18 protein-coding genes are annotated in these 24,534 nt (G+C 65.2%); 10 read left to right on the top strand and 8 right to left on the bottom strand.

Features of this window, described 5'->3' with window-relative positions:
* Positions 1 to 3 precede the first annotated feature (3 nt).
* The 3 genes from FHS48_RS17495 to fsa are packed head-to-tail and all read right to left on the bottom strand — an operon-like array spanning position 4 to position 2,350.
* Positions 4 to 972 (bottom strand): tyrosine recombinase XerC, encoded by a 969-nt coding sequence (locus FHS48_RS17495; RefSeq protein WP_184265410.1) that lies wholly within the window; start codon positions 970 to 972, stop codon positions 4 to 6.
* Between the two features lie 4 nt (positions 973 to 976).
* Positions 977 to 1,678, bottom strand: a complete 702-nt coding sequence (locus FHS48_RS17490) for a DUF484 family protein (protein WP_184265408.1) — start codon at positions 1,676 to 1,678, stop codon at positions 977 to 979.
* A 3-nt stretch (positions 1,679 to 1,681) separates the two neighbouring features.
* Complete coding sequence (gene fsa / locus FHS48_RS17485; RefSeq protein ID WP_184265406.1) at positions 1,682 to 2,350, bottom strand: fructose-6-phosphate aldolase; 669 nt, start codon at positions 2,348 to 2,350, stop codon at positions 1,682 to 1,684.
* Between the two features lie 127 nt (positions 2,351 to 2,477).
* On the opposite strand from fsa, the gene FHS48_RS17480 reads away from it, so the two are divergent.
* From FHS48_RS17480 to FHS48_RS17450, 7 genes are all read left to right on the top strand, one after another.
* Positions 2,478 to 4,712: a primosomal protein N' gene (locus tag FHS48_RS17480; RefSeq protein WP_184265404.1), complete on the top strand. Its 2,235-nt coding sequence runs from the start codon at positions 2,478 to 2,480 to the stop codon at positions 4,710 to 4,712.
* A gap of 298 nt (positions 4,713 to 5,010) precedes the next feature.
* Positions 5,011 to 5,571 (top strand): F0F1 ATP synthase subunit delta, encoded by a 561-nt coding sequence (locus tag FHS48_RS17475; RefSeq protein ID WP_184265402.1) that lies wholly within the window; start codon positions 5,011 to 5,013, stop codon positions 5,569 to 5,571.
* Positions 5,571 to 7,106: a F0F1 ATP synthase subunit alpha gene (atpA, locus tag FHS48_RS17470; RefSeq protein WP_184265400.1), complete on the top strand. Its 1,536-nt coding sequence runs from the start codon at positions 5,571 to 5,573 to the stop codon at positions 7,104 to 7,106. Before FHS48_RS17475 ends, atpA begins: the two co-directional genes overlap by 1 nt.
* 153 nt (positions 7,107 to 7,259) lie before the next feature.
* Positions 7,260 to 8,144: a F0F1 ATP synthase subunit gamma gene (locus FHS48_RS17465; RefSeq protein WP_184265398.1), complete on the top strand. Its 885-nt coding sequence runs from the start codon at positions 7,260 to 7,262 to the stop codon at positions 8,142 to 8,144.
* Positions 8,145 to 8,242: 98 nt separating this feature from the next.
* On the top strand, positions 8,243 to 9,667 hold the full coding sequence (gene atpD / locus FHS48_RS17460; RefSeq protein WP_184265396.1) for a F0F1 ATP synthase subunit beta: 1,425 nt from the start codon (positions 8,243 to 8,245) through the stop codon (positions 9,665 to 9,667).
* An 88-nt stretch (positions 9,668 to 9,755) separates the two neighbouring features.
* On the top strand, positions 9,756 to 10,157 hold the full coding sequence (locus tag FHS48_RS17455; protein ID WP_184265394.1) for a F0F1 ATP synthase subunit epsilon: 402 nt from the start codon (positions 9,756 to 9,758) through the stop codon (positions 10,155 to 10,157).
* A 249-nt stretch (positions 10,158 to 10,406) separates the two neighbouring features.
* A complete protein-coding gene (locus FHS48_RS17450; protein WP_184265392.1) occupies positions 10,407 to 13,274 on the top strand; it encodes an EAL domain-containing protein in 2,868 nt (955 codons plus the stop codon).
* Between the two features lie 56 nt (positions 13,275 to 13,330).
* Here the strand turns inward: FHS48_RS17450 and FHS48_RS17445 are convergent, their stop codons facing one another.
* Together FHS48_RS17445 and gap are read right to left on the bottom strand one after the other, a co-directional pair.
* Entirely contained in the window at positions 13,331 to 14,524 is a 1,194-nt protein-coding gene (locus FHS48_RS17445) for a phosphoglycerate kinase (RefSeq protein ID WP_184265390.1), read from the bottom strand.
* A gap of 95 nt (positions 14,525 to 14,619) precedes the next feature.
* A complete protein-coding gene (gene gap, locus FHS48_RS17440; RefSeq protein WP_184265388.1) occupies positions 14,620 to 15,627 on the bottom strand; it encodes a type I glyceraldehyde-3-phosphate dehydrogenase in 1,008 nt (335 codons plus the stop codon).
* 340 nt (positions 15,628 to 15,967) lie between these two features.
* Here gap and FHS48_RS17435 point away from each other — a divergent pair, with 340 nt between their 5' ends.
* The 3 genes from FHS48_RS17435 (at position 15,968) to bglX (ending at position 21,597) form a co-directional block, all read left to right on the top strand.
* On the top strand, positions 15,968 to 17,578 hold the full coding sequence (locus FHS48_RS17435) for a polyphosphate kinase (RefSeq protein WP_184265385.1): 1,611 nt from the start codon (positions 15,968 to 15,970) through the stop codon (positions 17,576 to 17,578).
* Positions 17,579 to 17,783: 205 nt separating this feature from the next.
* Positions 17,784 to 19,205, top strand: a complete 1,422-nt coding sequence (locus FHS48_RS17430) for a methyl-accepting chemotaxis protein (protein WP_184265383.1) — start codon at positions 17,784 to 17,786, stop codon at positions 19,203 to 19,205.
* 112 nt (positions 19,206 to 19,317) lie between these two features.
* Positions 19,318 to 21,597 (top strand): beta-glucosidase BglX, encoded by a 2,280-nt coding sequence (gene bglX, locus FHS48_RS17425; protein ID WP_184265381.1) that lies wholly within the window; start codon positions 19,318 to 19,320, stop codon positions 21,595 to 21,597.
* Between the two features lie 43 nt (positions 21,598 to 21,640).
* On the opposite strand, the gene FHS48_RS17420 is transcribed toward bglX, so the two are convergent.
* From FHS48_RS17420 to FHS48_RS17410, 3 genes are all read right to left on the bottom strand, one after another.
* Positions 21,641 to 22,219, bottom strand: a complete 579-nt coding sequence (locus FHS48_RS17420; RefSeq protein WP_184265379.1) for a hydrolase — start codon at positions 22,217 to 22,219, stop codon at positions 21,641 to 21,643.
* Positions 22,220 to 22,242: 23 nt separating this feature from the next.
* Entirely contained in the window at positions 22,243 to 23,514 is a 1,272-nt protein-coding gene (locus FHS48_RS17415; RefSeq protein ID WP_184265378.1) for an MFS transporter, read from the bottom strand.
* A 144-nt stretch (positions 23,515 to 23,658) separates the two neighbouring features.
* Positions 23,659 to 24,456, bottom strand: a complete 798-nt coding sequence (locus FHS48_RS17410; protein WP_184265376.1) for a hypothetical protein — start codon at positions 24,454 to 24,456, stop codon at positions 23,659 to 23,661.
* Between the last annotated feature and the right edge of the window lie 78 nt (positions 24,457 to 24,534).

Raw genomic sequence — 24,534 nt, 5'->3', positions numbered from 1 at the left:
GCTTTATTCCGCCGGGGGCTTTCCGGCGCGGGGATGGGCCGACTGATAGACCCGGGTTAGCTGGCTGGGGTCCACCTGCGTGTACCGCTGGGTGGTGGCGAGCGTGCTGTGCCCCAGCAGCTCCTGAATGGTGCGCAGGTCGCCGCCGTTGGTCAGCAGGTGGGTGGCGAAGCTGTGGCGCAGGGCGTGCGGGGTTGCCCGTTCTCCCAGACCCAGCAGGACCCGCAGCCGCCGCATCTGGCGCTGGACCACACCGGGATTCAGGGCTCCGCCACGGGCCCCGATGAACAGGGCGCTGGTCTCCGGGCTGCCGTCCGGGCGTTGGGCCAGATAGGCGGCGATGGCGTCCCGCACCAGCGGCAGCACCGGGACAATCCGCTCTTTCGATCCTTTGCCCAGCACCCGCAGGGTGTCGCCGCGCGGCCGGTCGGCCACGGTCAGCGACAGGGCCTCCCCCAAACGCAGACCGCAGCCGTACAGCAGGGAAAACAGCGCGACATCCCGCGCCGCCAGCCAAGGCTCATCCTGAAGTTCGGCGGCGGTCGAGAGGGTTTCCACGGCGTCAGTTTCACTTAAGGGGCGGGGCACCTGTTTCGGCAGGCGCGGGCTGCGCAGGGTTTTCAGGGCGGCATTTTCCACCCGGCCGGTGCGTTCCAGAAACTTGAAAAATCCGCGCAGGGTTGACAGCGCCCGGGCAAGCGAGGGGCGGGACAGGCCATCCTGAGTCCGTTGGGCCAGCCACGCCCGGAAATCCGCCGGGTGCAGGTCAGCCAGATCGGACAGCTCCGGGATTCCCCCCCGATACGGGGTGAGGAAGGTGAAAAAGGCGGACAGGTCGCGGCCATAGGCGGCAACCGTGTGCGGGCTGGACCGCCGTTCGGCGGCCAGCCATGTCTGCCAGTCAACAACCGCCGCTGTCAGGTCTGGTCCCAGAGGGGGGAACACCACCGGCAGGGGATGGGCCGCCGCCACCGGATCAGCCCTTCCAGTGGCGCAGGCAGTGATGCAGGACGGCGGACAGGAAGCTCATCAGCTCCGTTCCCTGTCCGGGCTCAAAGGCCCGGGCCCGGCGGCTGCCGAACGCCAGCAGGCCGACCGGATGGCGGTCGGTGGCGGGCAGGCGGACCAGTGCATCGGACTCAATCAGCCCGGCCCCTTCGCCATACAGCGTGGCCTCGCCGTGCAGATGGGCCCGCAGGCGGGTGTCGGATCCGGCCAGCAGGGTTTCGACGGTGCCGTCGGGCAGCGGCTGGCTGATCCGGGCCAGATCGGCCGGGGCACCGGGCTCCAGACACAGCAGCACCAGATCCACTTCCAGCAGCAGGGGCAGGTCTTCGGCCAGTGCCTTGGCACCGTCCTCGACGGTTTCCGCTGCCATCAGGGCCAGAGCCGCCTCATGGATCCGGTGTTGCAGACTCATGTTATCGCGGGCGGTGCGGATCAGCTCCTGTGCCTCGCGCCGCAGCTCGGTGATTTCGGTACGCAGGGCCCGCAGGGCGTGGCCCTGAAAGTCCACCACGCCGGAGCCGAGGTTCCGGTCCGGCATATAGTCGGCCAGCAGGCGGGCCATCACCCCGTCCTGCGCCGGCAGGAAGTCGGGGTGGGCCTGAAGGAAGGCCAGAACCTGCTCCGGTGTGGGCAGGTCCGAGGCCGGGATCGACGGGGTGTGCAGCGTCACCGCTTACGCCCCCGGGGTCAGGATGGTCTGGCCGCTGGCGGCCCAGTCCTTCATAAAGGACTCCAGCCCCTTGTCGGTCAGCGGGTGCTGGTACATCTGGCGCAGCACCTTCGGCGGCAGGGTGGCGACATGGGCCCCCAGCTTGGCGGCCTGCACCACATGCAGCGGGTGGCGGACGGAGGCGACCAGCACCTGCGTCTCGATGCCCGGATACTGGTCATAGATATGGACGATGTCGGCGATCAGCTCCATGCCGTCCTGCGACAGGTCATCCAGCCGCCCGACGAAGGGAGACACAAAGGTGGCCCCGGCCTTGGCGGCCAGCAGGGCCTGCGCGGCGGAGAACACCAGCGTGACATTGACCATGCCGCCGTCACGGGTGATGGCGCGGCAGGCCTTCAGGCCATCGGCGGTCATTGGCACCTTGATGGTGACATTGCTGGCGATGGCGCGCAGCACTTCGGCTTCCTTCATCATGGTCGGAAAGTCGAGCGCGGTGACTTCGGCACTGACCGGGCCGGGCACGGCGGCGGCGATCTCGCGGATCAGCTCGACAAAGCTGCGGCCGGTCTTGGCGGCCAGCGTCGGGTTGGTGGTGACGCCGTCAACCAGACCGGTTTCGGCCAGATCGCGGATATCGTCAAGATCGGCGGTGTCGATGAAGAACTTCATGGTGCGTCACAAAACCCAGAGTCAGAACCAGACAGGTGAATGGCCGGAAGGCTTTCCTGACAGAGTTATTCCCCTTGCGGGCAAAAAGCTCTATCTCCTCCCCATGACCGAGCCGCGAGTGTAGCCGATGCCCCCCGCCAATCCCAGTCCTTCCGCAGACATGGCTGCCCCGTCGTACCCGGAGGGAACGCAGGTGGCCGTTCTGCTGCCGTTGCCGCTGGCCGGGGCCTATGATTACCGGGTGCCTGCCGGATGCACGGTGTGTGACGGGCAGGCGGTGCGCGTGCCGCTGGGGCGGCGGCAGGAAACCGGGATTGTCTGGGGCGCCGGGCGGTCGGGGCTGGATCCGGCGAAGATCCGCCCGCTTCAGGCGGTGCTCGACCACGCCGCCCCGTTGCCGGAGGTGACCCGGCGGTTTGTGGACTGGGTGGCGGCCTATACTCTGTCTCTCCCCGGTGCGGTGCTGAAGATGGTGATTCCGGTGCCGGAAGCGTTGGATCCTCCGGCGGCACAGGTGGCGTGGCGGCTGTCCGGGGCCGAGGTGCCCGGCCTGCGGCAGACCCCGGCGCGGGACCGGGTGCTGCGGACGTTGCAGACCGGGGTGCCGATGACCACCCCCGATCTGGCCCGCGAAGCCGGGGTCAGCCCGTCGGTGATCAAGGGGCTGGCGGAGGCCGGTCTGCTGGCCGAGGTGCCGTTTGCGATGGATCCCGACCTGCCGGAGCCGGATGGCGACCACCCCGGCCCGACCCTCAGTCCGGTACAGGCCGATGCGGCGAAGGAACTGGTTCTGGCCCTCGGGCAGGGTTATTCGGCGACCCTGCTGGAAGGGGTAACCGGATCGGGCAAGACCGAGGTGTACTTCGAGGCGATTGCCGCCGCCCTGCGGCAGGGGCAGCAGGTGCTGGTGCTGGTGCCGGAAATCACCCTGACCACCCAGTGGCTGGGGCGGTTCCGACGCCGCTTCGGGGCGGACCCGGCGGTGTGGCATTCCGATCTGACCCCGGCCCGTCGTCGCCGGACGTGGCGGGCGATTGCCGATGGCCGGGCCCGGGTGGTGGTCGGGGCACGGTCGGCGCTGTTCCTGCCTTATCAGGCGCTGGGGCTGATCGTGGTCGATGAAGAGCACGAAGTGGCTTTCAAGCAGGAAGAAGGCGTGATTTATCACGCCCGCGATATGGCGGTGGTGCGGGCGCATCTGGGGAATATTCCGGTGGTGCTGGCCTCGGCCACCCCGTCGCTGGAGACGGTGGCGAATGTCGAGGCCGGGCGGTACATCAAGGTGGATCTGCCGGTCCGCCATGCCGGAGCGACCCTGCCGACCATCGATCTGATCGACATCCGGCGGTTCCCCCCCGAAAAAGGGGACTGGGGGCAGTCGTGGCTGTCGCCGCCGCTGGTGACGGCGCTGGAGCGGACGCTGGAGGCCGGGGAGCAGGCGATGCTGTTCCTCAACCGCCGGGGCTATGCGCCGCTGACCCTGTGCCGCACCTGTGGCCACCGGGTGCAGTGCCCGCAGTGCACGGCGTGGCTGGTGGAGCACCGCCGCCTCGGCAAACTGCAATGCCATCACTGCGGCCATCAGCAGCCACTGCCGAAGGTCTGCCCGTCCTGCGGGGCGGAGGATGCGCTGGTGGCCTGCGGGCCGGGGGTGGAGCGGGTGGCGGAGGAAGCCTCCCGCCGCTTTCCGCAGGCGCGGGTGGAACTGGTCGCCTCCGATACCCTTGCCGGGCCGCAGGGGATCGCCGGGCTGTTGGAGCGGATTGAACGGAAAGAAGTGGATCTGCTGATCGGGACGCAGGTTCTGGCCAAGGGCCTGCATTTCCCCATGCTGACGCTGGTGGGCATCGTCGATGCCGATCTTGGGCTGTCCGGCGGCGATTTGCGGGCGGCGGAGCGGACCTTTCAGGTGCTGTCGCAGGTGGCTGGCCGGGCCGGGCGTGGGGAACGTCCCGGCCGGGTGATGGTGCAGACCTTCCAGCCGGATCACCCGGTGTTGCAGGCGATGGCAACCGGCGACATGCGGGCCTTCCGCGAGGCAGAGTCCGAAGGGCGGCGACTCCTGCGGATGCCGCCGTTCGGGCGGCTGGTGGCGGTGATTGTGTCCGGCGAAACGGCGGATGCGGTCGAATCGGTGGCGCGGGCGCTGGCCCGGCAGGCCCCGCAGGGGGCGGGACTCGAAGTGCTGGGTCCGGCCCCGGCACCGCTGGCCCTGCTGCGGGGCCGTCATCGCTGGCGGCTGCTGCTGAAGGCCCCGCGCGAGGTCCGGGTCCAGACCGTGGTCCGGCAGTGGCTGGGCGGGGTGGCCTGTCCCTCTGCGGTGCGGATTCAGGTTGATATCGATCCGTACAGCTTTTTGTGACGATTTTTCCGATTAAAGGACCCACCGGGGGCGGGCGGGGAGGCAGGCGGGTTTCGCCCCGCCCGGACGGGCAGGGTCCCCGGACCGGCAAGACCCGTGACAAAACCGGGAAATTGGCCCGGAACGCAGGAGTAGACGCCGTTTTGGGCGTCATTCGCTTGCAACGCCTGACGGGTTATGTTAACAACCAACCGCGCTGACAGGGGCCTCCCTTGTTCGGCGTCAAAAACACATTGCAAAACAGTTCGTTAAAGAATTCACACCACCTTTTCCTCTCGATTTCCGGGGCAAGCAGAACGTGTCATCCGAAATTGCAGGAACGAAGGGCCTCGCGGACCGTTACGCTTCGGCGCTCTATGAGCTCGCCGAAGACCGTAAGCTGCTCGATCAGGTAGCCGGTGATCTGCGGTCGCTTCAGACCATGTTGGGCGAAAGTGTCGACTTCCGACGCTTCGTCGCCTCTCCCGTCATGTCCCGTGAAGACCAGAAAAAAGGGGTGCTCGCCCTGGCTGATAAGGCCGGGCTCAACGAGCTGACCCGTAATTTCCTCGGTCTTCTCGCCGTGAACCGTCGTCTGTTTGCCCTCAAGGGCATTGTGGGCGCGTTCCTCTCCCGACTGGCTACTGCCCGGGGGGAAGTGACCGCTGAGGTCGTTTCGGCGCAGGCGCTGACCGAAGCACAGGCGGCCGCACTGGTCGCCGCGCTCAAGCAGGCTGTCGGCAAGGAAGTTGCCGTCGACGCCAAAGTAGATCCGTCCCTCCTGGGTGGCCTGGTCGTTAAGGTCGGGTCCCGGATGGTCGATAGTTCAATTCGCACGAAGCTGCAACGTCTACAGCTCGCCATGAAAGGGGTTGGGTGATGGAAATCCGCGCCGCGGAAATCTCCGCTATCCTGAAGGATCAGATCGCGAACTTCGGCACGGATGCCGAATCCGCCGAGGTCGGTACTGTTCTGTCCGTCGGTGACGGCATCGCCCGCGTCTATGGTCTGGACCGTGTCCAGGCCGGTGAAATGGTCGAGTTCCCGGGTGGCATTAAGGGCATGGCCCTGAACCTGGAAAACGACAACGTCGGCGTCGTGATCTTCGGTGACGACCGCACCATTAAGGAAGGCGATGTCGTCAAGCGCACCGCCACCATCGTGGACGTGCCGGTCGGCAAGGGCCTGCTGGGCCGCGTTGTTGACGGTCTCGGCAACGTGATCGACGGCAAGGGCGATCTGGCTGATGTCGAGCGCCGTCTGGCCGACGTCAAGGCCCCGGGCATCATTCCGCGTAAGTCGGTGCACGAGCCGATGCAGACCGGCCTGAAGGCGATCGACTCCCTGATCCCGATCGGCCGCGGTCAGCGCGAACTGGTCATCGGTGACCGTCAGACCGGCAAGACCGCTGTCATCATCGACACCATCCTGAACCAGAAGAAGATCAACGACGCCGCGAAGAATGACAGCGAAAAGCTGTTCTGCATTTACGTCGCCGTCGGTCAGAAGCGCTCCACCGTTGCCCAGGTCGTGAAGACCCTGGCTGACCGGGGTGCTCTGGATTACACCATCGTGGTCGCCGCCACCGCGTCCGATCCGGCCCCGATGCAGTTCCTGGCGCCGTACACCGGCTGCACCATGGGCGAGTTCTTCCGCGACAACGGCATGCATGCCGTGATCTTCTATGATGACCTGTCCAAGCAGGCTGTCGCGTACCGTCAGATGTCGCTGCTGCTCCGCCGTCCGCCGGGCCGTGAAGCTTATCCGGGCGACGTGTTCTATCTCCACAGCCGCCTGCTGGAACGCGCCGCGAAGCTGGGTGACAAGTCGGGCAATGGCTCGCTGACCGCTCTGCCGGTCATCGAAACCCAGGCGAACGACGTGTCCGCCTACATTCCGACCAACGTGATTTCCATCACCGACGGTCAGATCTTCCTGGAAACCGACCTGTTCTTCAAGGGTATCCGCCCGGCCGTGAACGTGGGTCTGTCGGTGTCGCGCGTCGGCTCCGCCGCCCAGATCAAGGCGATGAAGCAGGTTGCCGGTACCATTAAGATGGACCTCGCCCAGTATCGTGAAATGGCCGCGTTTGCTCAGTTCGCGTCCGACCTCGATCCGGCGACCCAGAAGCTGCTGGCCCGCGGTGCCCGTCTGACCGAGCTGCTGAAGCAGCCGCAGTTCAGCCCGATGCCGGTCGAAGAGCAGGTGATCTCCATCTTCGCCGGGACCCGTGGCTTCCTCGACAAGCTGCCGCTGAATGCCGTCAACCGGTACGAGCGCGAAATGCTGGCCGAGGTGAAGGAAAAGGGCGCTGATATCGTCAACGCCATCCGCACCGAGAAGGCGATCTCGAAGGACACCGAAGGCAAGCTTCTGGCGTTCCTCGAAGGCTTCGCCAAGTCGTTCGCGGCGTAAGACCGTACTGATCCACCCCGCAGCGCCTGCTGCGGGGTGGATCTTCGCTCCCCGGACACCGCTTTGCCGGTTGTCCGGTTTGTTTCAGATCCAGCCCGCCCCGACCGGCCCCGCCGGAGACTGGGCAGGCTAAACAGGAAGGCCTGACAGCCGATGGCTAGCCTCAAGGATCTCCGCGTTCGTATCAACTCGGTGAAAAACACCCGGAAGATCACGAGCGCCATGAAAATGGTGGCGGCGTCCAAGCTGCGCCGGGCGCAGGAAGCGGCCGAAGCGGGCCGTCCCTATGCCGTGCGTATGGAGCGGATGCTGGGCAACCTGGCCTCCTCGGTCGCCGGCACCGCCGGTGCGCCGAAGCTGCTGGCCGGAACCGGCAAGTCCGACGTCCATCTGATCGTCGTCATGACCGCTGACCGTGGTCTGTGCGGTGGCTTCAACACCAACGTCGTGCGCTCCGCCCGCCAGTTCATCCGCGAACTGGAAACGGAAGGCAAGACCGTGAAGCTGCTGTGCGTCGGCCGCAAGGGCCGGGACCAGCTGAAGCGCGATCACGCTGACAAGATCGTGCAGTCCTACGAAGGTCTGGCCCGCAAGGGTGCGGACTTCGCCAATGCCGACATGGTCGCCCAGAAGATTCTGGCTGACTTTGACGCGGGCGCCTTCGATGTCTGCACACTGATTTATAACAAGTTCCAGTCGGCGATCGCCCAGATCACCACCCGTCAGCAGATTGTCCCGTTCCCGGTTCCGGCCGTGAGCGTCGAGGCCAATGCCGGCCCGAAGGCGCTTTATGAGTACGAGCCGAGCGAAGAAGACATTCTGACCGATCTGCTGCCGAAGAACGTTGCGATGCAGGTGTACTCCTCCATGCTCGAAAACGATGCATCCGAACAGGGTGCCCGTATGAGCGCGATGGACAATGCCACCCGCAACGCCGGTGACATGATCAAGAAGCTGACCCTGGTCTACAACCGTACCCGTCAGGCGATGATTACGAAGGAACTGATCGAAATCATCTCCGGCGCGGAAGCGCTGTAAGGCCACTCAAGATCCGGACCGACCGGCCGTTACTCGGGGCCTCGGTCATAGACTCAGACGATTTCCGGTCTCGGACCGGGCTATTAGGAGCGTCTTCCATGGCGAACAAAAACGTCGGTAGCATCACTCAGGTTACGGGCGCCGTCGTGGACGTGAAGTTCGACGGCGAGCTTCCGGCCATTCTCTCGGCGCTGGAAACTGACAACAACGGCAACCGCCTGGTCCTCGAAGTGGCTCAGCACCTCGGTGAAAATACCGTCCGTGCCATCGCCATGGACTCGACCGAAGGTCTGGTCCGCGGTCAGGAAGTGCGTGACACCGGTTCGGCCATCTCCGTGCCGGTCGGCCCGGAAGTGCTGGGCCGCATCATGAACGTCATCGGCGAGCCGGTGGACGAGCGCGGCCCGATCGGCAACACCCGCGTTGCCCCGATTCACCGTTCTGCCCCGGCTTTCGTCGATCAGTCGACCGAAACCGAGATCCTTGTGACCGGCATTAAGGTCATCGACCTGCTGGCCCCGTATTCCAAGGGTGGTAAGATCGGCCTGTTCGGCGGCGCCGGCGTCGGCAAGACCGTGACCATCATGGAACTGATCAACAACGTCGCGAAGGGCCACGGCGGTTACTCCGTGTTCGCGGGCGTGGGCGAGCGGACCCGTGAAGGGAACGACCTGTACCACGAAATGATCGAATCCGGGATTATCGACCTGGAAGGCAAGAACTCCAAGGTGGCGCTGGTTTACGGCCAGATGAACGAGCCGCCGGGTGCCCGTGCCCGTGTCGCCCTGTCCGGTCTGACCCAGGCCGAATACTTCCGCGACGAAGAAGGTCAGGACGTGCTGTTCTTCGTGGACAACATCTTCCGCTTCACTCAGGCCGGTTCTGAAGTGTCGGCGCTGCTGGGCCGTATTCCGTCGGCGGTGGGCTATCAGCCGACCCTGTCGACCGACATGGGTGCCCTTCAGGAACGCATCACCTCCACCAAGAAGGGTTCGATCACCTCGGTGCAGGCCATTTACGTGCCCGCCGACGACTTGACCGACCCGGCTCCGGCCACCTCCTTCGCCCACCTTGACGCCACCACCGTGCTGTCGCGTGCGATTGCCGAACAGGCGATCTTCCCGGCCGTGGACCCGCTGGACTCCACCTCCCGCGCCCTCGACCCGCGCATCGTCGGTGAAGAACACTACGGCATCGCCCGCCGGGTGCAGGAAGTCCTCCAGACCTACAAGGCCCTTCAGGACATCATCGCCATCCTCGGCATGGACGAACTGTCGGAAGAAGATAAGCTGATCGTGGCCCGTGCCCGTAAGATCCAGCGCTTCCTCTCCCAGCCGTTCCACGTCGCCGAAGTGTTCACCGGCACCCCGGGCGTGTTCGTCTCCCTCGAAGACACCATTAAGGGCTTCAAGGGCATTGTTAACGGCGACTACGACCACCTGCCGGAAGCGGCCTTCTACATGGTCGGCACCATCGAAGAAGCCATCGAAAAGGGCAAGAAGCTGGCTGGTGAAGCCGCCTAAGGATCTCCCGGAGGCTGGATCTGTCCAGCCTCCGGCCCCTTATGCCGTGAACGCCGGTTTTTAATCTTTGTTGCGGAGCCTGAAGGCTATGGCTGACACCCTTGATTTCGAACTCGTCTCTCCGGCGAAGCTGCTCGTTTCCGAGCCGGTGAGCATGGTCGTCGTGCCGGGCACCGAAGGCAATTTCGGGGCGCTGCCGCAGCACGCCCCGATGCTGTCCACCGTTCGTCCGGGCGTCATCGACGTCTATAAGAACGGTCAGATCGCCAAGCGCATTTTCGTTGCTGGCGGTTTTGCCGAAGTGAACGAGACCCGCTGCACCGTGCTGGCTGAAGAAGCCCACGACCTGTCGACCCTGACCCGTGACTCCGTGGATGCCCGTATTCAGGCGGCCAAGGATGCGCTTCAGGAAGCCGACAGTGCCAGCGAAAAGGCTGCTGCCACTTCCAAACTGAAAGTGGCGGAAGCGATGCTGGCTGCGATCGCCTGATCCGCCTGCAATCGCCTGTAGCTGAAACGGCCTGTCTTCGGACAGGCCGTTTTCTTTTGTCTTCGGTCAGAGGGGAGGACGCACCTGCCCCCGATGTGCCTGCGCAGCCATGATGACGCCGCAGTTCTCTTTCTGCGTGTATTTCGGTGCTAGAGTAGAAAAATAAAATATGAGGGGAAGACCTGTCGCCGCCCAGTCCTCCGGTAGAGCAATGAAACGGGACGGCAGAGTGTAGGCGTGGAGACCGCGATGCAGGCTTGGCGCAGGGTGCTGGCAGGCTGGGTGGTATGCCTGATCCTGATCGTGCCAATACTGGCACAGGCCGGGCCGCCCCGGGTCCTTCTGATCAATTCCTATCACAAAGGCTATCGCTGGACGGATGAACAGTCCAACGCGATTGAAGATGGGCTGCTGACCTATGCTCCGGAAGCCACTCTTGAGGTGTTCTATCTCGACTGGAAGCGCCATCCGGAACAGGCAACCTATGAGAATGCCTATGCCACCCTCCGCGACCGCTACCGTGCCGTCCGGCCTGATCTGGTGGCAGCGACCGATGATGCGGCCCTGATCTTTACCCTGATGCATCGGGAGACGCTCTTCGCCGGGATACCGGTCGTGTATGCCGGTGTCCTGAAGGAAGATGCGGAGCGGTTGATCGGGACTGATCCCCTTGTGACCGGGGTCAACCAGAGCATGGATCCGCTGGGAACCCTTCAGCTGGCCCGCTCCCTTTCCCCGTACCGGAAGGCCCTTCTGGTCCGCGATGGTTCCGAAAGCAGTACGGCGTTCGAGGCGGAGCTGCGGACTGCCGCGCAGAAGCTGACCCCACCGATGGAGATTGAAAGCCTTCATACCCTGTCCTTCGGCCAGATTCTGGCCCGGATCCGGACGGTGGAGCCGGACACGGCGATTCTGCTGGGATCCTATGCTTCCGATACAAACGGGATGATCCTGCCGTTACCAAGCTTTGTGCGGCGGGTGACGGATGAGGCAGGGGGGCCGGTGTTCGGGTTTTACCGGTATCAGCTCGATCATGGAATTGCCGGGGGCAGCCTGTTGTCCGGCACAACATCCGGGGTGCAGCAGGCCCGGATCATGACGGATGTCCTGCAAGGCGTCCCGGTCCAGCAAATTCCGAGGCAGGATGGAAAGACCGCAGAACGTCTGGCCGATTACGGGGTGCTGCGGCGGCATGGCCTGTCCCCTGCCTTGCTCGCCCCCGATGTCCGTCTGGTGAACAGGCCGGTTTCGGTCTTCGAGCAATACGCCCTGGTGATTGTGGCGACCCTGATCATCATCATCGCCCTGCTGATGCTTGCGGTGTTTCTGCTGTTCAACATCCGCCAGAGACGGACGGCAGAACAGGCGCTGCGCCGGAAGGTGCAGGACCTGCGGCAGAGCCGCACCGAGCTGGCCCGCAGTGAGGAGCGCTACCGCCTTGCCTCCGGGGCCGCCCGGGATGTGATCTGGGAGTGGGACCTGAGGACCGGCCTGCGGCATTTCTCCGGGCGGGTCGATGAGCTGATGGGCATTGATGGCAGTGCCCTGAAAAGTCTGCCGAAATGGATTGAACGTATCCATCCGCAGGATCAGGCCAAAGTCCGGGGGATGCTGGACGATTATCTGTCGGGGCGGAGGACAGAGTATCGGGTCGAGTACCGGATTCAGAAGGCCGACGGGAACTACATCTGGCTTCAGTCCAATGCCAAGGCCTTAACCGATGAGCAGGGTGTTCCCTATCTGCTGGTCGGAACCTATACCGATATCACCGAGGCCAAACGGCATCAGGAGCATATTGATTTTCTGGCTTACCATGACGTTCTGACGGAACTGCCGAACCGGGAGAACCTGCGCCTTCAGGTCCGGCAGCGGATCGAAGAGACGCCGGACGCCCCTCTGGCCCTGATTTTCATTGATATGGATAACTTCAAATATATCAACGATTCCGCCGGTCATACCGTGGGCGATCGCCTGCTGGTGCAGACAGCGGGACGCCTGCAACGGGCGGCCGGTGCTGACCGGGTTGTGGCGCGTCTGGGGGGCGATGAGTTTGTCGTCGTTCTGCTGCCAGAAGATATGGACGATCTGGAAAACCGCCGCACCCGACTGATCAACGCCTTCCGCGCCCCGTTCGATGTGGACGGCCAGACGTTCTACATGGGGTGCAGTGCCGGGCTGGTGATGTATCCCGATGACGGAACGACCTTCGAGGAGCTGCTCCAGAATGCCGACATCGCCATGTATCAGGCTAAGGCGGCGGGAAAAGGCGGCATGGTCAAGTATGACCAGAGCATGAGTGAACGCACCACCGCCCGGGTGCGGCTGTTCAACCGTCTGCGCACGGCGGAAAGCGCGGGGGCTTTCGCGGTGTATTATCAGCCGCAGGTCCGGGCCACCGATGGCCGGATCAGGGGAGCGGAAGCCCTGTTGCGCTGGCGGGATGCGGAACTGGGGATGGTGCCTCCGGATCAGTTCATCCCGGCCTGCGAGGAGACCGGGCAGATTATTCCGGTCGGGGAATGGGTGCTGCGTCAGACCTGCCGGATGGTGCGGCGGCTGGAGGAGGCCGGAGTGCCGGACCTGATCCTCAGCGTCAACGTCTCGGTGGTGCAGTTGATGCAGTCGGACTTTGTGAAGACTGCGGCGCGGATCGCTGAGCAGGAGCAGGTTGATCCCCGCCGTCTGGAACTGGAAATCACCGAAAGTGTGATGATGGGGGCCTATGATGAAGCCAGCCGTCGGCTGCGGGCCCTGCGCGACATCGGGTTCAACACCAGTCTGGATGATTTCGGGGTCGGCTATTCTTCCCTGACCTATCTGCGCCAGTTTCCTTTTTCCACCCTGAAGCTGGATAAATCCTTCGTCAAAGGCCTGCCGGAAGAGCGGACCGACTGTGCGATGGTCCGTTCGATCATCCGCATCGCCGAGGATCTGGGGCTGGAAACGGTCGGCGAAGGGGTGGAGGTTGACGGACAGCGGGATGTACTGGCGGAGTCCGGCTGCACCTGGCTACAGGGCTATCTGATCGGCCGACCGATGCCGGAAGCGGACCTGCCCGGTTTCTTTGCCGGCTGGCCGGGCTTCTCTGCCCCGGCGTATCCGGAACCGGCGCAATAAAAACAGGCCGCCCCGGTGATGCCCGGAGCGGCCTGTTCTCAGGCGGTCAGTGCGGTTTACTTGCTCAGCGCGACAACGCCCGGCAGTTCCTTGCCTTCCAGCCACTCCAGGAACGCGCCCCCGGCGGTGGAGATGTAGGAAAACTGCTCAGCCACCCCGGCATTGGCCAGCGCGCCGACGGTGTCACCACCCCCGGCCACGGTCAGCAGCTTGCCTTCAGCGGTCAGTCTGGCAGCGGCCTGCGCCACGGCATTGGTGGCGGCGTCAAACGGCTTCAGTTCGAAGGCCCCCAGCGGGCCGTTCCACACCAGCGTCTTGCAGGAGGTCAGCTTCTCGGCCAGCGCGGCGGCAGCGGCCGGACCGGCATCGAGGATCATCTTGTCCGCCGGAACGGCATTGGCGGCCACCACGGCATTGGCGGCATGTTCCTTGAATTCACCGGCCACCACCACGTCGGACGGCAGGATGATTTCGCAGTTGGCGGCCTTGGCCTTTTCCAGAATTTCACGGGCGGTGTCGGCCATGTCCTTTTCGGACAGCGAGGATCCGACCTCGATGCCCTGCGCGAACAGGAAGGTGTTGGCCATACCGCCGCCGATCACCAGCACGTCCACCTTGCTGACAAGGTTGCCGAGCAGGTCCAGCTTGGTGGAGACCTTGGCGCCGCCGACGATGGCGACCACCGGGTGTTCCGGCTTTTCCAGCGCCTTGCCGAGGGCCTCCAGCTCCGCCTGCATCAGCAGACCGGCAGCGGACGGCAGCAGGTGCGCCAGCCCTTCGGTGGAGGCATGGGCGCGGTGGGCGGCGGAGAAGGCGTCGTTGACGTAAATGTCGCCCAGTACGGCCAGCGCCTTGGCAAAATCAACGTCGTTCTTTTCTTCCTGTTTGTGGTAGCGCAGGTTTTCCAGCATCGCCACCTGACCCGGGGCGAGGGCCTCCACCACGGCCTTGGCGGTATCGCCGATGCAGTCATCGGCAAAGGCCACCGGCTGGCCGAGGGTCGCGGCAAGGGCTTCGGCGACCGGCTTCAGGCTCATCTCCGGCACGCGTTCCCCCTTCGGGCGGCCGAAGTGCGACAGCACGACCACGCGGGCCCCCTTGGCGGCCAGTGCCTTGATGGTCTCGGCAGAACGCTCGATGCGGGTGGCATCGGTAACGCGGCCATCCTTCATCGGCACATTAAGGTCGGAACGGACGAGGACGCGCTTCCCGGCAACGTCGAAGTCGGCAATGGTCTTGAAAGCGGGCATGGCTGATTCCCTAACACACAGGGTGGACGGGGCTGCGGACACAAGAAAAAACGCCGCCCGTCCGGTTGGAAGGGCGGCGTTCCGGAACGCTGTGATTACAGGGTCTTGGCGATCTGCGCAGCGGTATCGAGCATACGGTTGGAGAAGCCCCACTCGTTGTCGTACCAGCTCATCACGCGGACGAAGTTGCCGTCCATCACCTTGGTGCCGTCCAGCGCGAAGGAGGACGAGGCCGGGTTGTGGTTGAAGTCAACCGACACCAGCGGCTTGTCGGTGTAGCCCAGCACGCCCTTCAGGGCGCCGTTGGCGGCAGCGACGATGGCGGCGTTGACTTCCTCGGCGGTGGTGGACTTCTTCAGCAGGACCTTCAGGTCAACCAGCGAGACGTTCGGGGTCGGCACGCGGACCGACACGCCATCCAGCTTGCCCTTCAGTTCCGGCAGCACTTCGCCGACGGCCTTGGCGGCACCGGTGGTGGTCGGGATCATCGACACGGCGGCGGCGCGGGCGCGGTACAGGTCCTTGTGCAGGGTGTCCACGGTGTTCTGGTCACCGGTGTAGGCATGCACGGTGGTCATGAAGCCCTTTTCGATGCCGAACACGGTGTTCAGCACGTGGGCGACCGGGGCCAGGCAGTTGGTGGTGCAGGAGGCGTTGGAGATCACCTTGTGGTCGGCGGTGATCTTGTCGTGGTTCACGCCGTACACCACGGTGATGTCGGCACCCTTGGACGGGGCAGAGACCAGCACGCGCTTGGCACCCGCTTCCAGATGCACCACGGCCTTGTCGCGGTCGGTGAAGATCCCGGTGCATTCGGCGACGATGTCAACGTTCAGCTCGCCCCACGGCAGGGCCTTCGGGTCACGCTGGGCGAGGCACTTGATCACCTTGCCGTCGATGACGAGGTTGCCGTCAACGGCCTGCACGTCGTTCTTCAGCACGCCGTGGACGGAATCGTACTTCAGCAGGTGGGCGTTGGTCTCGACCGGGCCGAGGTCGTTGATGGCGACCACTTCCACGTCGGTACGGCCGGATTCGACCAGGGCGCGCAGAACCAGACGACCGATACGGCCAAAGCCGTTAATCGCAACACGAACAGCCATTTTTTCCTCCGCAGAAACAGGCCGCCGGGATGAATGGGTCAGAAGACGGCCTGCGAAACTCGTCGCGCCATCCTGAACGGGTCGGAACTGGCAGGGAAACCGGTGGAGGAAACCCCGGCAGCAACCCACAGGGCGCTGCGGCATCTATGGCACGGACGCCCGCATAAATCCAGACAGTTCCAAGGGGCAGTCCAGAAAAGGGTACAGAAAACCTGCTCTTCCGGGTGGGGCGGCTGCGGTGCCGGGCCACCCTCCGGGCCGGGTGGCGGGGCCTCTTCCGATATCCGCAACAAAAGAGTAGTCTTTCCGGCGTCGACGTCATGACGGGGAGAGGGTGACGATGTTCAGAACCGCAGAACTGGGGCGGAAGGTCAGCAAGGAAGAGTTTGAGGCGGTGGCTCCGCAGCTTCGGACTGAACTGACGCAGCTTCAACAACGCCTGCGGGCGGCGAAGTTTCCGGTCATTCTGGTGTTTGCCGGGGTGGACGGGGCCGGGAAAGGCGAAAGCATCAATCTGCTGAACGAGTGGATGGACCCGCGCTGGATGGAAACCCACGCCTATGGTCCGCCCTCGGATGAGGAGCGGGAACGCCCGGATTCCTGGCGGTACTGGCGGGATCTTCCGGCGCGCGGCCGGATCGGCCTGTTCCTGCGGTCGTGGTATTCGACCCCGGTGCTGGACCATGCCAACAGCCGTATTTCCGATGCCGAGCTGGATGAGCGGCTGTCGCACATCACCCGCTTCGAGAAGATGCTGGCCGATGACGGCGCGCTGATCCTGAAATTCTGGATGCATCTGGGCCGCGATGCCCAGAAGAAACGCCTGAAGAAGCTGGAGAAGGACCCGACTGAATCGTGGCGGGTCACCAAGCAGGACTGGAAGAACTGGGAGATGTACGACCAGTTTACCACGGCGGCGGAACGGACCATTCAGGTCACCAGCGCCGGTCATGCCCCGTGGACCATCATTGAGGGGCAGGATGACCGTTACCGGTCCCTGACCCTGCTGGTCACTCTGCGCGATGCCATCACCCGCCATCTGGAGGCGATGGACCTGAAGCGCCGGGTGGCGGAAACCATGCGCCGGGAAGAGCAGCGCCGCCTGAAGGACGAGGCCGGAGAGCATAAGGCCGAAGACCACAAGGCGGCCGGGACCGAGAAGACCGCCCATGGCGTCGCCGGGGCCGGGGCGGTGCATGGGTCCTCGCTGGTGATGGCGACCCTGCCGCAGCAGCCGACCATCCTGAACGCCCTCGATATGACGCTGGATTACAGCGACGAGGACTACGCTGAACGCCTGAAGGTGGCGCGGGCCCGCCTGCATAATCTCAGCCGTCTGGCGCGGGACCGTGGGGTGTCCAGCGCGCTGGTGTTTGAAGGCTGGGATGCCGCCGGAAAAGGGGGGGCGATCCGTCGCCTGACCGCCGGTCTGGATGCCCGCGACTATAAGGTCATCCCCATCGCCGCCCCGACCGATGAAGAAAAGGCCCAGCATTACCTGTGGCGCTTCTGGCGTCACATCAGCCGGGCCGGGCGGGCCACCATCTATGACCGGTCGTGGTATGGCCGGGTGCTGGTGGAACGGATCGAGGGCTATGCCTCCACCGAGGAGTGGATGCGGGCCTATGGCGAGATCAACGACTTCGAGGAACAGCTGGTCGATTCCGGCCGCGTGCTGTGCAAGTTCTGGCTGCACATCACCAAGGAGGAACAGATGGCCCGTTTCGAGGAACGGCAGTCGATTCCGTGGAAGGCGTGGAAGCTGACCGAGGAAGACTGGCGCAACCGCGAAAAGTGGGACGTCTACGAGCAGGCGGTGAACGACATGATCGAGCGCACCTCCACCCGCAAGACCCCGTGGACGCTGGTTGAGGCCAATTCCAAGAAGCACGCCCGCGTCAAGGTGCTGGAAACCTACTGCGCGGCGCTGGAAGCCCGGCTGGGCCAGTAACGCCTGATCCGGCCTCTGGCAGGTCGTCCTTTATCTGGTCCTGCCTCCGGCAGGTCTCCTTAATACCGGGTCCTGCCTCCGGCAGGCTGTGCCTTGACGGATCCGGCGGAGCAGGACACCGTAGTTGCAACCGTAACCAGTTTGCCCGGGGGCACGGTCCCCGGGCGGACCGGAACCAATGCGGATCAACGACAGGGAGCAAGCGATGCTGGATGGAGACGCCGGAGTGTCCGGGGCGGATGATCAGGCCCTCGCACGCGATACTTTAGCCCGGGATCTGGGCCGGATGGTTGGCAATCTGTGGGACCGTCTGGCGGTGATCACCGGCGAGGTCGGGGTGGTGACCGGCGATGTCGGGGCCCGCTCCGGTGACTGCCGCAGCCTCCAGATGGCGGCGGAAACCATGACCGGCAGCAATGCGGCGATCCACGACTCGGCGGCGGCCAGTGCGGAGAAGGCCCGCACCGCCGCCTCGCAGACCCGGTCCGCCCAGCAGGCGATGGCCACCGCATCCGCCCGCATCGGCACGCTGTGCCGGTCGGTGCAGGAGATGGAAACCCGCCTGCTGCATCTGGAACGGACACTGGGCGAAATCAGCGAGGTGTCGCGCTCAATCGGCAGCATTGCCAGCCAGACCCGTCTTCTGGCCTTGAATGCCACCATCGAAGCTGCCCGCGCCGGGGAGGCGGGGAAGGGGTTCGCCGTGGTGGCGGGCGAGGTCAAGGCGCTGGCGCAGGAAACCAGCGATGCCACAGCCCAGATCAACGGCACCGTCACCGCGCTGACCGCACTGGTGTCGGACCTGATGACGGAAAGTGCCGCCAACCTGAGCAATGCCGAAGAGGCCGATCAGGCCACGTCCTCGCTGTCAGCGGTACTGGCAGAGCTGACGGAAGAGTTTTCCGGGGTGGAACAGGCGGTGACCTCCATTGCCGCAGACAGTTCCCGCAATCTGTCGGAATGCCGGACGGTGTCGGAAGCGGTGGCGGTGATGGCCGGCGGGCTGGGCCGGGATGCCGCCCACCTGACCAAAGCGGCGGACCAGACCGCCGAGGTGATGGATCTGGCCCAGAAGATGATCACCGATATCGTGTCCCGTGACATCGACGTGGCGGAGACGCAGGTGGTCCGCACCATGCAGGCGGCGGCGGCCCGGATCACCGCCGCCATCAACGCCGGGCTGGAAAAGGGACGGCTGACCCTGTCGGACCTGTTTGATGAGCAGTATCAGCCGGTGCCGGGCAGCAATCCGCAGCAGGTCATGACCCGGTTCACCGCGTTCATGGATGAGGTGTTGCCACCGGTGCAGGAAGCGCTGCTGGAGAGTGATCCGCGCATTGCCTTCTGTGCCACGGTGGACCGCAACGGCTATCTGCCGACCCATAACCGCAAGTATTCCCACCCGCAGGGGCCGGACCCGGTATGGAACACCGCCAACTGCCGCAACCGCCGGATTTTTAATGATCCGGTCGGCCTGCATTCCGCCCGCAGCACCGCCCCCTTCACCCTGAAGACCTATCGGCGGGACATGGGCGGCGGCACCTATGTGATGCTGAAGGAGGTGGCGGTGCCGCTGACGCTCGGCGGGCGGCACTGGGGGGCCTTCCGGATGTGCTACAGCGTGTGACAGGGTGGGAATAAGAATCCTGTCATGCATCTGAAGTGATTGACATTTTTGTTGCGGCGGCGGGAAATGGGGGGACCCTGTTCCCGCCGCTGTCCTGACTGGAAGACCCGAGATGAGCCCGATACCGAAGACCCCGAAGACTGCTGATCCGGCGCAGATGGATGCCTTTCTTGATGCCCTGATGGCGGAAATGACCCTGCCGGAGAAGTTAGGCCAGCTGAACCTGATCACCACCAACATTCCGGTGGAAGAGGACAAGCTGGCGGAGATCCGGGCGGGCCGGGTCGGCGGCATGTTGGGCGGGCTGTTCCCCTGCACCTTCGGCGTCAACGGGCCGGAGGGACTGCGGGCGGTGCAGGCGGCGGCGGTGCAGGAGTCCCGGCTTGGGATTCCGCTGCTGCTGGCCTATGACGTGATCCACGGTCACCAGACGGTGTTCCCGATTCCACTGGCGCTGTCCTGCACCTGGGACACCGGCCATGTGGAAACCACCGCCCGCGCGGCGGCGCGGGAGGCCAGCGCCAGCGGCCTGAACTGGGTGTTCTCGCCGATGGTCGATATCGGGCGGGATCCGCGCTGGGGCCGTATCGCTGAGGGCTCGGGGGAGGATCCCTATCTCGGGTCGCAGATTGCGGCGGCGATGATCCGGGGTTTGCAGGGCACCGCCCTCTCTAACTCCGACAGCGTGATGGCCTGCGTGAAGCATTTTGTCGCCTACGGTGCGCCGGAAGGGGGCCGCGATTACAACAATGCCGATATGAGTCCGGCCCGGCTGTGGGATGTCTATCTGCCACCGTTTCAGGCAGCGGTGGCGGCCGGGGCCGGATCGGCGATGATGGCGTTCTCGGCGGTCAACGGGGTGCCGTCGCATGCCGATCAGGATCTGCTGGATAAGATCCTGCCGGGGGTGCTGAAGGTGTCGGACTTTGACGGCATCCCGGAAATGATCGCCCATGGTCTGGGGGATGAGGCCGGGCAGATTGATGCCGCCGATCCGTTGCAGACCCTGTCAGAACGCGCCCTGCGGGCCGGGGTGCAGATGGATATGATGGGCAAGGGCTTCATCACCCGGCTGGAAGCGGCGCTGACGGCCGGTCGGGTGACGCAGGCGCAGATTGATGCGGCCTGCCGGGCGGTGCTGGAGGCCAAGTATAAGCTGGGCCTGTTCGCCGATCCCTTTGCCCGCTTTGATGCCGACCGGGCGGCGCGGGTGATTCTGGCCCCGGAGCACCGGCGGGCGGCGCGGGCGGTGGCTGCGGAGTCCTGCGTGCTGCTGAAGAATGATGGTGATCTGTTGCCGCTGGCCAAAACCGGCACCATCGCGGTGATCGGGCCGCTGGCCGACGACACCCGCAATGTGCTGGGGCCGTGGGCCTTTCAGGGGGATCCGGCGACGGCGGTGTCGGTGCTGGCCGGGGTGCAGGCGGCGGTCGGGGCCGGGGCGACGGTGCTGCATGCCCGGGGGGCCAACATCACCGAAGACCGGCGGATGCTGGATCTGTTGAATTTCGCCGGGCCGAAGGTGGATCTGGATCCGCGCAGCCCGCAGGAGATGATCGCCGAGGCGGTGGAGATCGCCCGCCGCTCCGATGTGGTGATTGCGGTGGTCGGCGAGGCGGCGGAAATGTCCGGCGAATCGGCATCCCGCATGGATATCGGCATCCCGGACGGCCAGCGCGACCTGCTGAAGGCCCTGCACCGGACCGGAACCCCGGTGGTGCTGGTGACGCTGAACGGCCGTCCGCTGACCCTGCCGTGGGAGGCGGAGACCCTGCCGGCGATTCTGGTGTCGTGGTTCGGCGGCTGCGAGGCCGGCAATGCGGTGGCGGATCTGCTGTTCGGCGACCGGGTGCCGTCGGGCCGCCTGACCACCAGCTGGCCGCGCCATGTCGGACAGGTGCCGCTGCCCTATGACCGGGCCACCACCGGCCGCCCCGGCAGCGCCGACAACGATCCCGGCAAGTACAGCACCCGCTGCTACCTCGATGGCCCGTCAGAACCGCTGTTTCCATTCGGTTTCGGTCTCAGCACCACCCGTTTCTCCTATGGGGCGGTGACGGTGGACCGGGAAGTGGTCCACGGCGCTGGCCCGCTGACCGTCACGGTGTCTGTCACCAACACCGGCACCCGCGTCGGGGTGGAGACGGTCCAGCTGTACCTGACCGATCCGGTGGCCAGCGTGGTCCGGCCCGGCAAGCAGTTGCGCGGGTTCCGCAAGATCCGGCTGGAGCCGGGGCAGACAGAGGCGGTGTCGTTCACCCTGACCACGGCGGATCTGGAATTCCACGATCCGGCCCTGAACCGGGTGTGGGAGCCGGGGCGCTTCCTCATCGGGGTCGGGCCACACAGCAGCGATCTGAAAACCGTCAGCGTCACGTGGCTGAAAGACTGACCGGTATGGTCTGGTAACAGGCCCGCTTTTCCGGAGGCGGGCCTTACTTTTTGCCCCGTTTCGTCTGGGGGCGGGCCAGATGCCGCACCTGTTCATAGCGGTCGAGGAACAGGGTATAGGCCCGGTCCGGCCCCACCGGGGTAATGCGGTCCGGATGGGGCGGCGGCAGGTGGCCCCAGTCCATCCACGCCGGGGGCAGCAGGTCGCGCAGCTCGGTCGCCATGCACACCAGATCGGCCTGTTTGACCGCCGGAAGATCCTCTTCAAAGCCAAACCACCGGCACAGGGCGGCCTTGACCGGCCCCAGCCGCTGCTTCAGGTAGGCACGGTCGAGGACCACCTTCACCGGAGAGGGCCAGTCGCCAAGGAATTCCTCGCAGTCATGCATCAGGGCGTCATAGGCGAGGTCCGGTGGCACCAGATGCGACGCCATCACGCAGTGTTCCGCCACCGAATACCAGGGCCGGGCTGCCCCGCCCCAGCGGGGTTGGGCGGCAAGACACTGGGCGATGTCGGTGATCGGCAGGCCGGTGGCATCCGGTGTCACCAGATCCAGCACGAAGCCGGAGGGCATCAGGATCGCGGTGCGGGCATCGGGGCGGTTGAGCAGGTCCAGCTGCATGGCGGGCCGTCCGGTGACGCCGGTCAGCGGACATCGGTCGGCGGCGGCGGCGGATCCGGTGTCACCTGTGCCACGCGGGCGGAGGGGCGGAACCGGACCCGGCTGTCATCATCGGGGCGGGAGCTGATCCGCATTCGCCACACTGCATAGGCGCACAGCAGGGCCGAGGCCGCCCCCATCGACAGGAACAGCCCGGCCGGGCCGACCGCTTCCATGCTGGCGGAGGCAAGAATCGGCCCGAACACCGCACCGATCGAATACAGCAGGATCATCCCGCCGGACACCCCGACATATTCGCTGGGGTCAGCCCGGTCATTCACATGCGACACCGCCAGCGGATAGACCACGAACATCAGGCCGCCGAACACCAGCGTTGCCAGCAGCAGGTCAACGCGGGACAGGGTGGCCATCCCGGTCACCGGCTGGCCGGTCAGGCTGTGGTTGGTCAGGATCGCCACCAGCAGGCTGCTCAGGGCCAGCGCCCCGGCGACCACGGTCAGCACCAGACGGCGGTCGTAGCGGTCCGACAGCCAGCCGATCGGCGATTGCAGGGCCATGCCGCCGAAGATCCCCGCCCCCATAAAGGTGGCGATGCCCCAGGCGTCCATCCCGGCGGCGGTGCCGTAGCGCGGCGCCATGCCGTAATAGGCCCCCAGCAGGATGCCGGAGACGGTGCAGCCGATGGTGCCCAGCGGCGAGATCTGCCACAGGCGGCGCAGCCCGATGGATGAGCGGTCGGGGATCGGCGGGGCCGGGGCCCGGGTCAGCGCCACCGGCAGCAGGGCCACCGACAGCAGCAGCGAGGCCACCGAGAACAGCTCAAACCCCGAGACATCGGCGGTGACGAGCAGGAACTGTGCCAGACCGCCGAACAGATAGGTGGTGATCATGTACAGGCCGAACACCGTGCCCCGGGTACTGTTGGTGGCCCGGGCGTTCAGCCAGCTTTCGATGCAGATGTAGATCCCCGCCATACAATAGCCTTCGGCGAAGCGCAGGGCGGTCCAGCTCCACGGGTCGATGGTCAGGGCATGGACGAGGGTGGCGGCGGAAAAGCCGGAAATCAGGGCGGTCAGCACCCGGATGTGGCCGACGGCGCGGATGATGTTCTGCACGGTCAGCGACCCGACCAGCAGGCCGGTGAAGTACCCGGCCATCACCACGCCGGAAATCAGCACCGAGAAGCCTTCCACCGACATCCGCACCGCCAGCAGGGTGCCGAGCAGGTTCTGGCCGAGGGTCATCAGACCAACCGCCAGCAGCAGGGCGGACAGGGATGCATAAAGGGACCGCATGCAGGGCCTCCCGCCCGGTGGGATCCGCCCCGCCGGGTGGGCCGGAGGGGCGGGGTCAGCGTTATTCGGTGGTTATCGGTGTGGTCAGGACCCGCCCGTCTTTCGGTGTTTCGCCGGGGGGCCTCCGGGCGGGGCCGGGCAGGATTATTCGGTGGTCATCGACGTGGTCAGTACCCGGCGAATCTGGCCGCTGGCGGCATCGGTCTTCGGCTCGGCACCGCAGGCCGGGCAGGGGCCTTCGCAGGTTTCCCGCACTGTCGCCAACAGTTCCTCGTCAAACGGCGGTTCGCCGAGGCGTTCATCGTGGCCGCATTCCACGCACAGCAGGTGCATCACCGTTTTGTGGCGCGGGCGCGGCACCTCGGCCAGCGGCGGCTGGGCTTCGGCAAGGCGGCGGGCACCGGTGCCGACAATCCGCTTTTCCTGCCAGCGGGCCATGGCCTTGGCCACTTCCATCGCCCCTTCCACCTTGCGGGCCGGGGCCCCGTGGCGTTCCGCCATGAAGGCCCAGAATTCCACCACTTCGGTGGAAACGGCATCGGAGGCGACAATCACGAACACCGGTTCGTCCGGGTGGCAGGAATTCAGGACGGAGTCGCGGTCTTCCCGCTCCAGCCGGGCGGTGCGGACGATGGTGCGGCCATCGGTGCCGGTCACGGTCGGCAGGCGCTTGTCGATCCACAGGTCGGCGGCGCGGCGCTGGCGCTCCGCCCGTTCCAGCTTTTCGGCGGGCACACCCCGGTTGCGGGCACACCACAGCCACCATTCGATGGTGGCGGTTGCCACCATGTCGCGGGCGCGCAGAACGAACACCGGCTCATCGGCGCGGGCCTGATTGATGACGCTGGTGGGGGCGGTCAGTTCATCACTGGCCGAGACATAGCTCATCACCGCGCGCAGCGAGGAGGCGGTGGCAGACAGGGCGTCCTGCTTGATGGTCAAGGAAACGGTCTCCTGAGGAAAAACAGGACGGGACAGAGGCATCTGCCCCGCCAGAGCATTTTCCGGTTGAGGGAAAGC

The sequence above is a fragment of the Novispirillum itersonii genome (assembly GCF_014205675.1).
Lineage (GTDB): Bacteria > Pseudomonadota > Alphaproteobacteria > Rhodospirillales > Rhodospirillaceae > Novispirillum > Novispirillum itersonii_A.
This window is presented reverse-complemented; position numbering and strand designations above follow the sequence as displayed.

Excerpts from the sequence above, each read along its gene's own strand:
- FHS48_RS17465 (WP_184265398.1), top strand. The coding sequence starts at position 7,260 with ATGGCTAGCCTCAAGGATCTCCGCGTTCGTATCAACTCGGTGAAAAAC.
- FHS48_RS17450 (WP_184265392.1), top strand. The coding sequence starts at position 10,407 with ATGCAGGCTTGGCGCAGGGTGCTGGCAGGCTGGGTGGTATGCCTGATC.
- fsa (WP_184265406.1), bottom strand. The coding sequence starts at position 2,350 with ATGAAGTTCTTCATCGACACCGCCGATCTTGACGATATCCGCGATCTG.
- FHS48_RS17435 (WP_184265385.1), top strand. The coding sequence starts at position 15,968 with ATGTTCAGAACCGCAGAACTGGGGCGGAAGGTCAGCAAGGAAGAGTTT.
- bglX (WP_184265381.1), top strand. The coding sequence starts at position 19,318 with ATGAGCCCGATACCGAAGACCCCGAAGACTGCTGATCCGGCGCAGATG.
- gap (WP_184265388.1), bottom strand. The coding sequence starts at position 15,627 with ATGGCTGTTCGTGTTGCGATTAACGGCTTTGGCCGTATCGGTCGTCTG.
- FHS48_RS17445 (WP_184265390.1), bottom strand. The coding sequence starts at position 14,524 with ATGCCCGCTTTCAAGACCATTGCCGACTTCGACGTTGCCGGGAAGCGC.
- FHS48_RS17480 (WP_184265404.1), top strand. The coding sequence starts at position 2,478 with ATGCCCCCCGCCAATCCCAGTCCTTCCGCAGACATGGCTGCCCCGTCG.
- FHS48_RS17420 (WP_184265379.1), bottom strand. The coding sequence starts at position 22,219 with ATGCAGCTGGACCTGCTCAACCGCCCCGATGCCCGCACCGCGATCCTG.
- atpA (WP_184265400.1), top strand. The coding sequence starts at position 5,571 with ATGGAAATCCGCGCCGCGGAAATCTCCGCTATCCTGAAGGATCAGATC.
- atpD (WP_184265396.1), top strand. The coding sequence starts at position 8,243 with ATGGCGAACAAAAACGTCGGTAGCATCACTCAGGTTACGGGCGCCGTC.
- FHS48_RS17430 (WP_184265383.1), top strand. The coding sequence starts at position 17,784 with ATGCTGGATGGAGACGCCGGAGTGTCCGGGGCGGATGATCAGGCCCTC.
- FHS48_RS17415 (WP_184265378.1), bottom strand. The coding sequence starts at position 23,514 with ATGCGGTCCCTTTATGCATCCCTGTCCGCCCTGCTGCTGGCGGTTGGT.
- FHS48_RS17455 (WP_184265394.1), top strand. The coding sequence starts at position 9,756 with ATGGCTGACACCCTTGATTTCGAACTCGTCTCTCCGGCGAAGCTGCTC.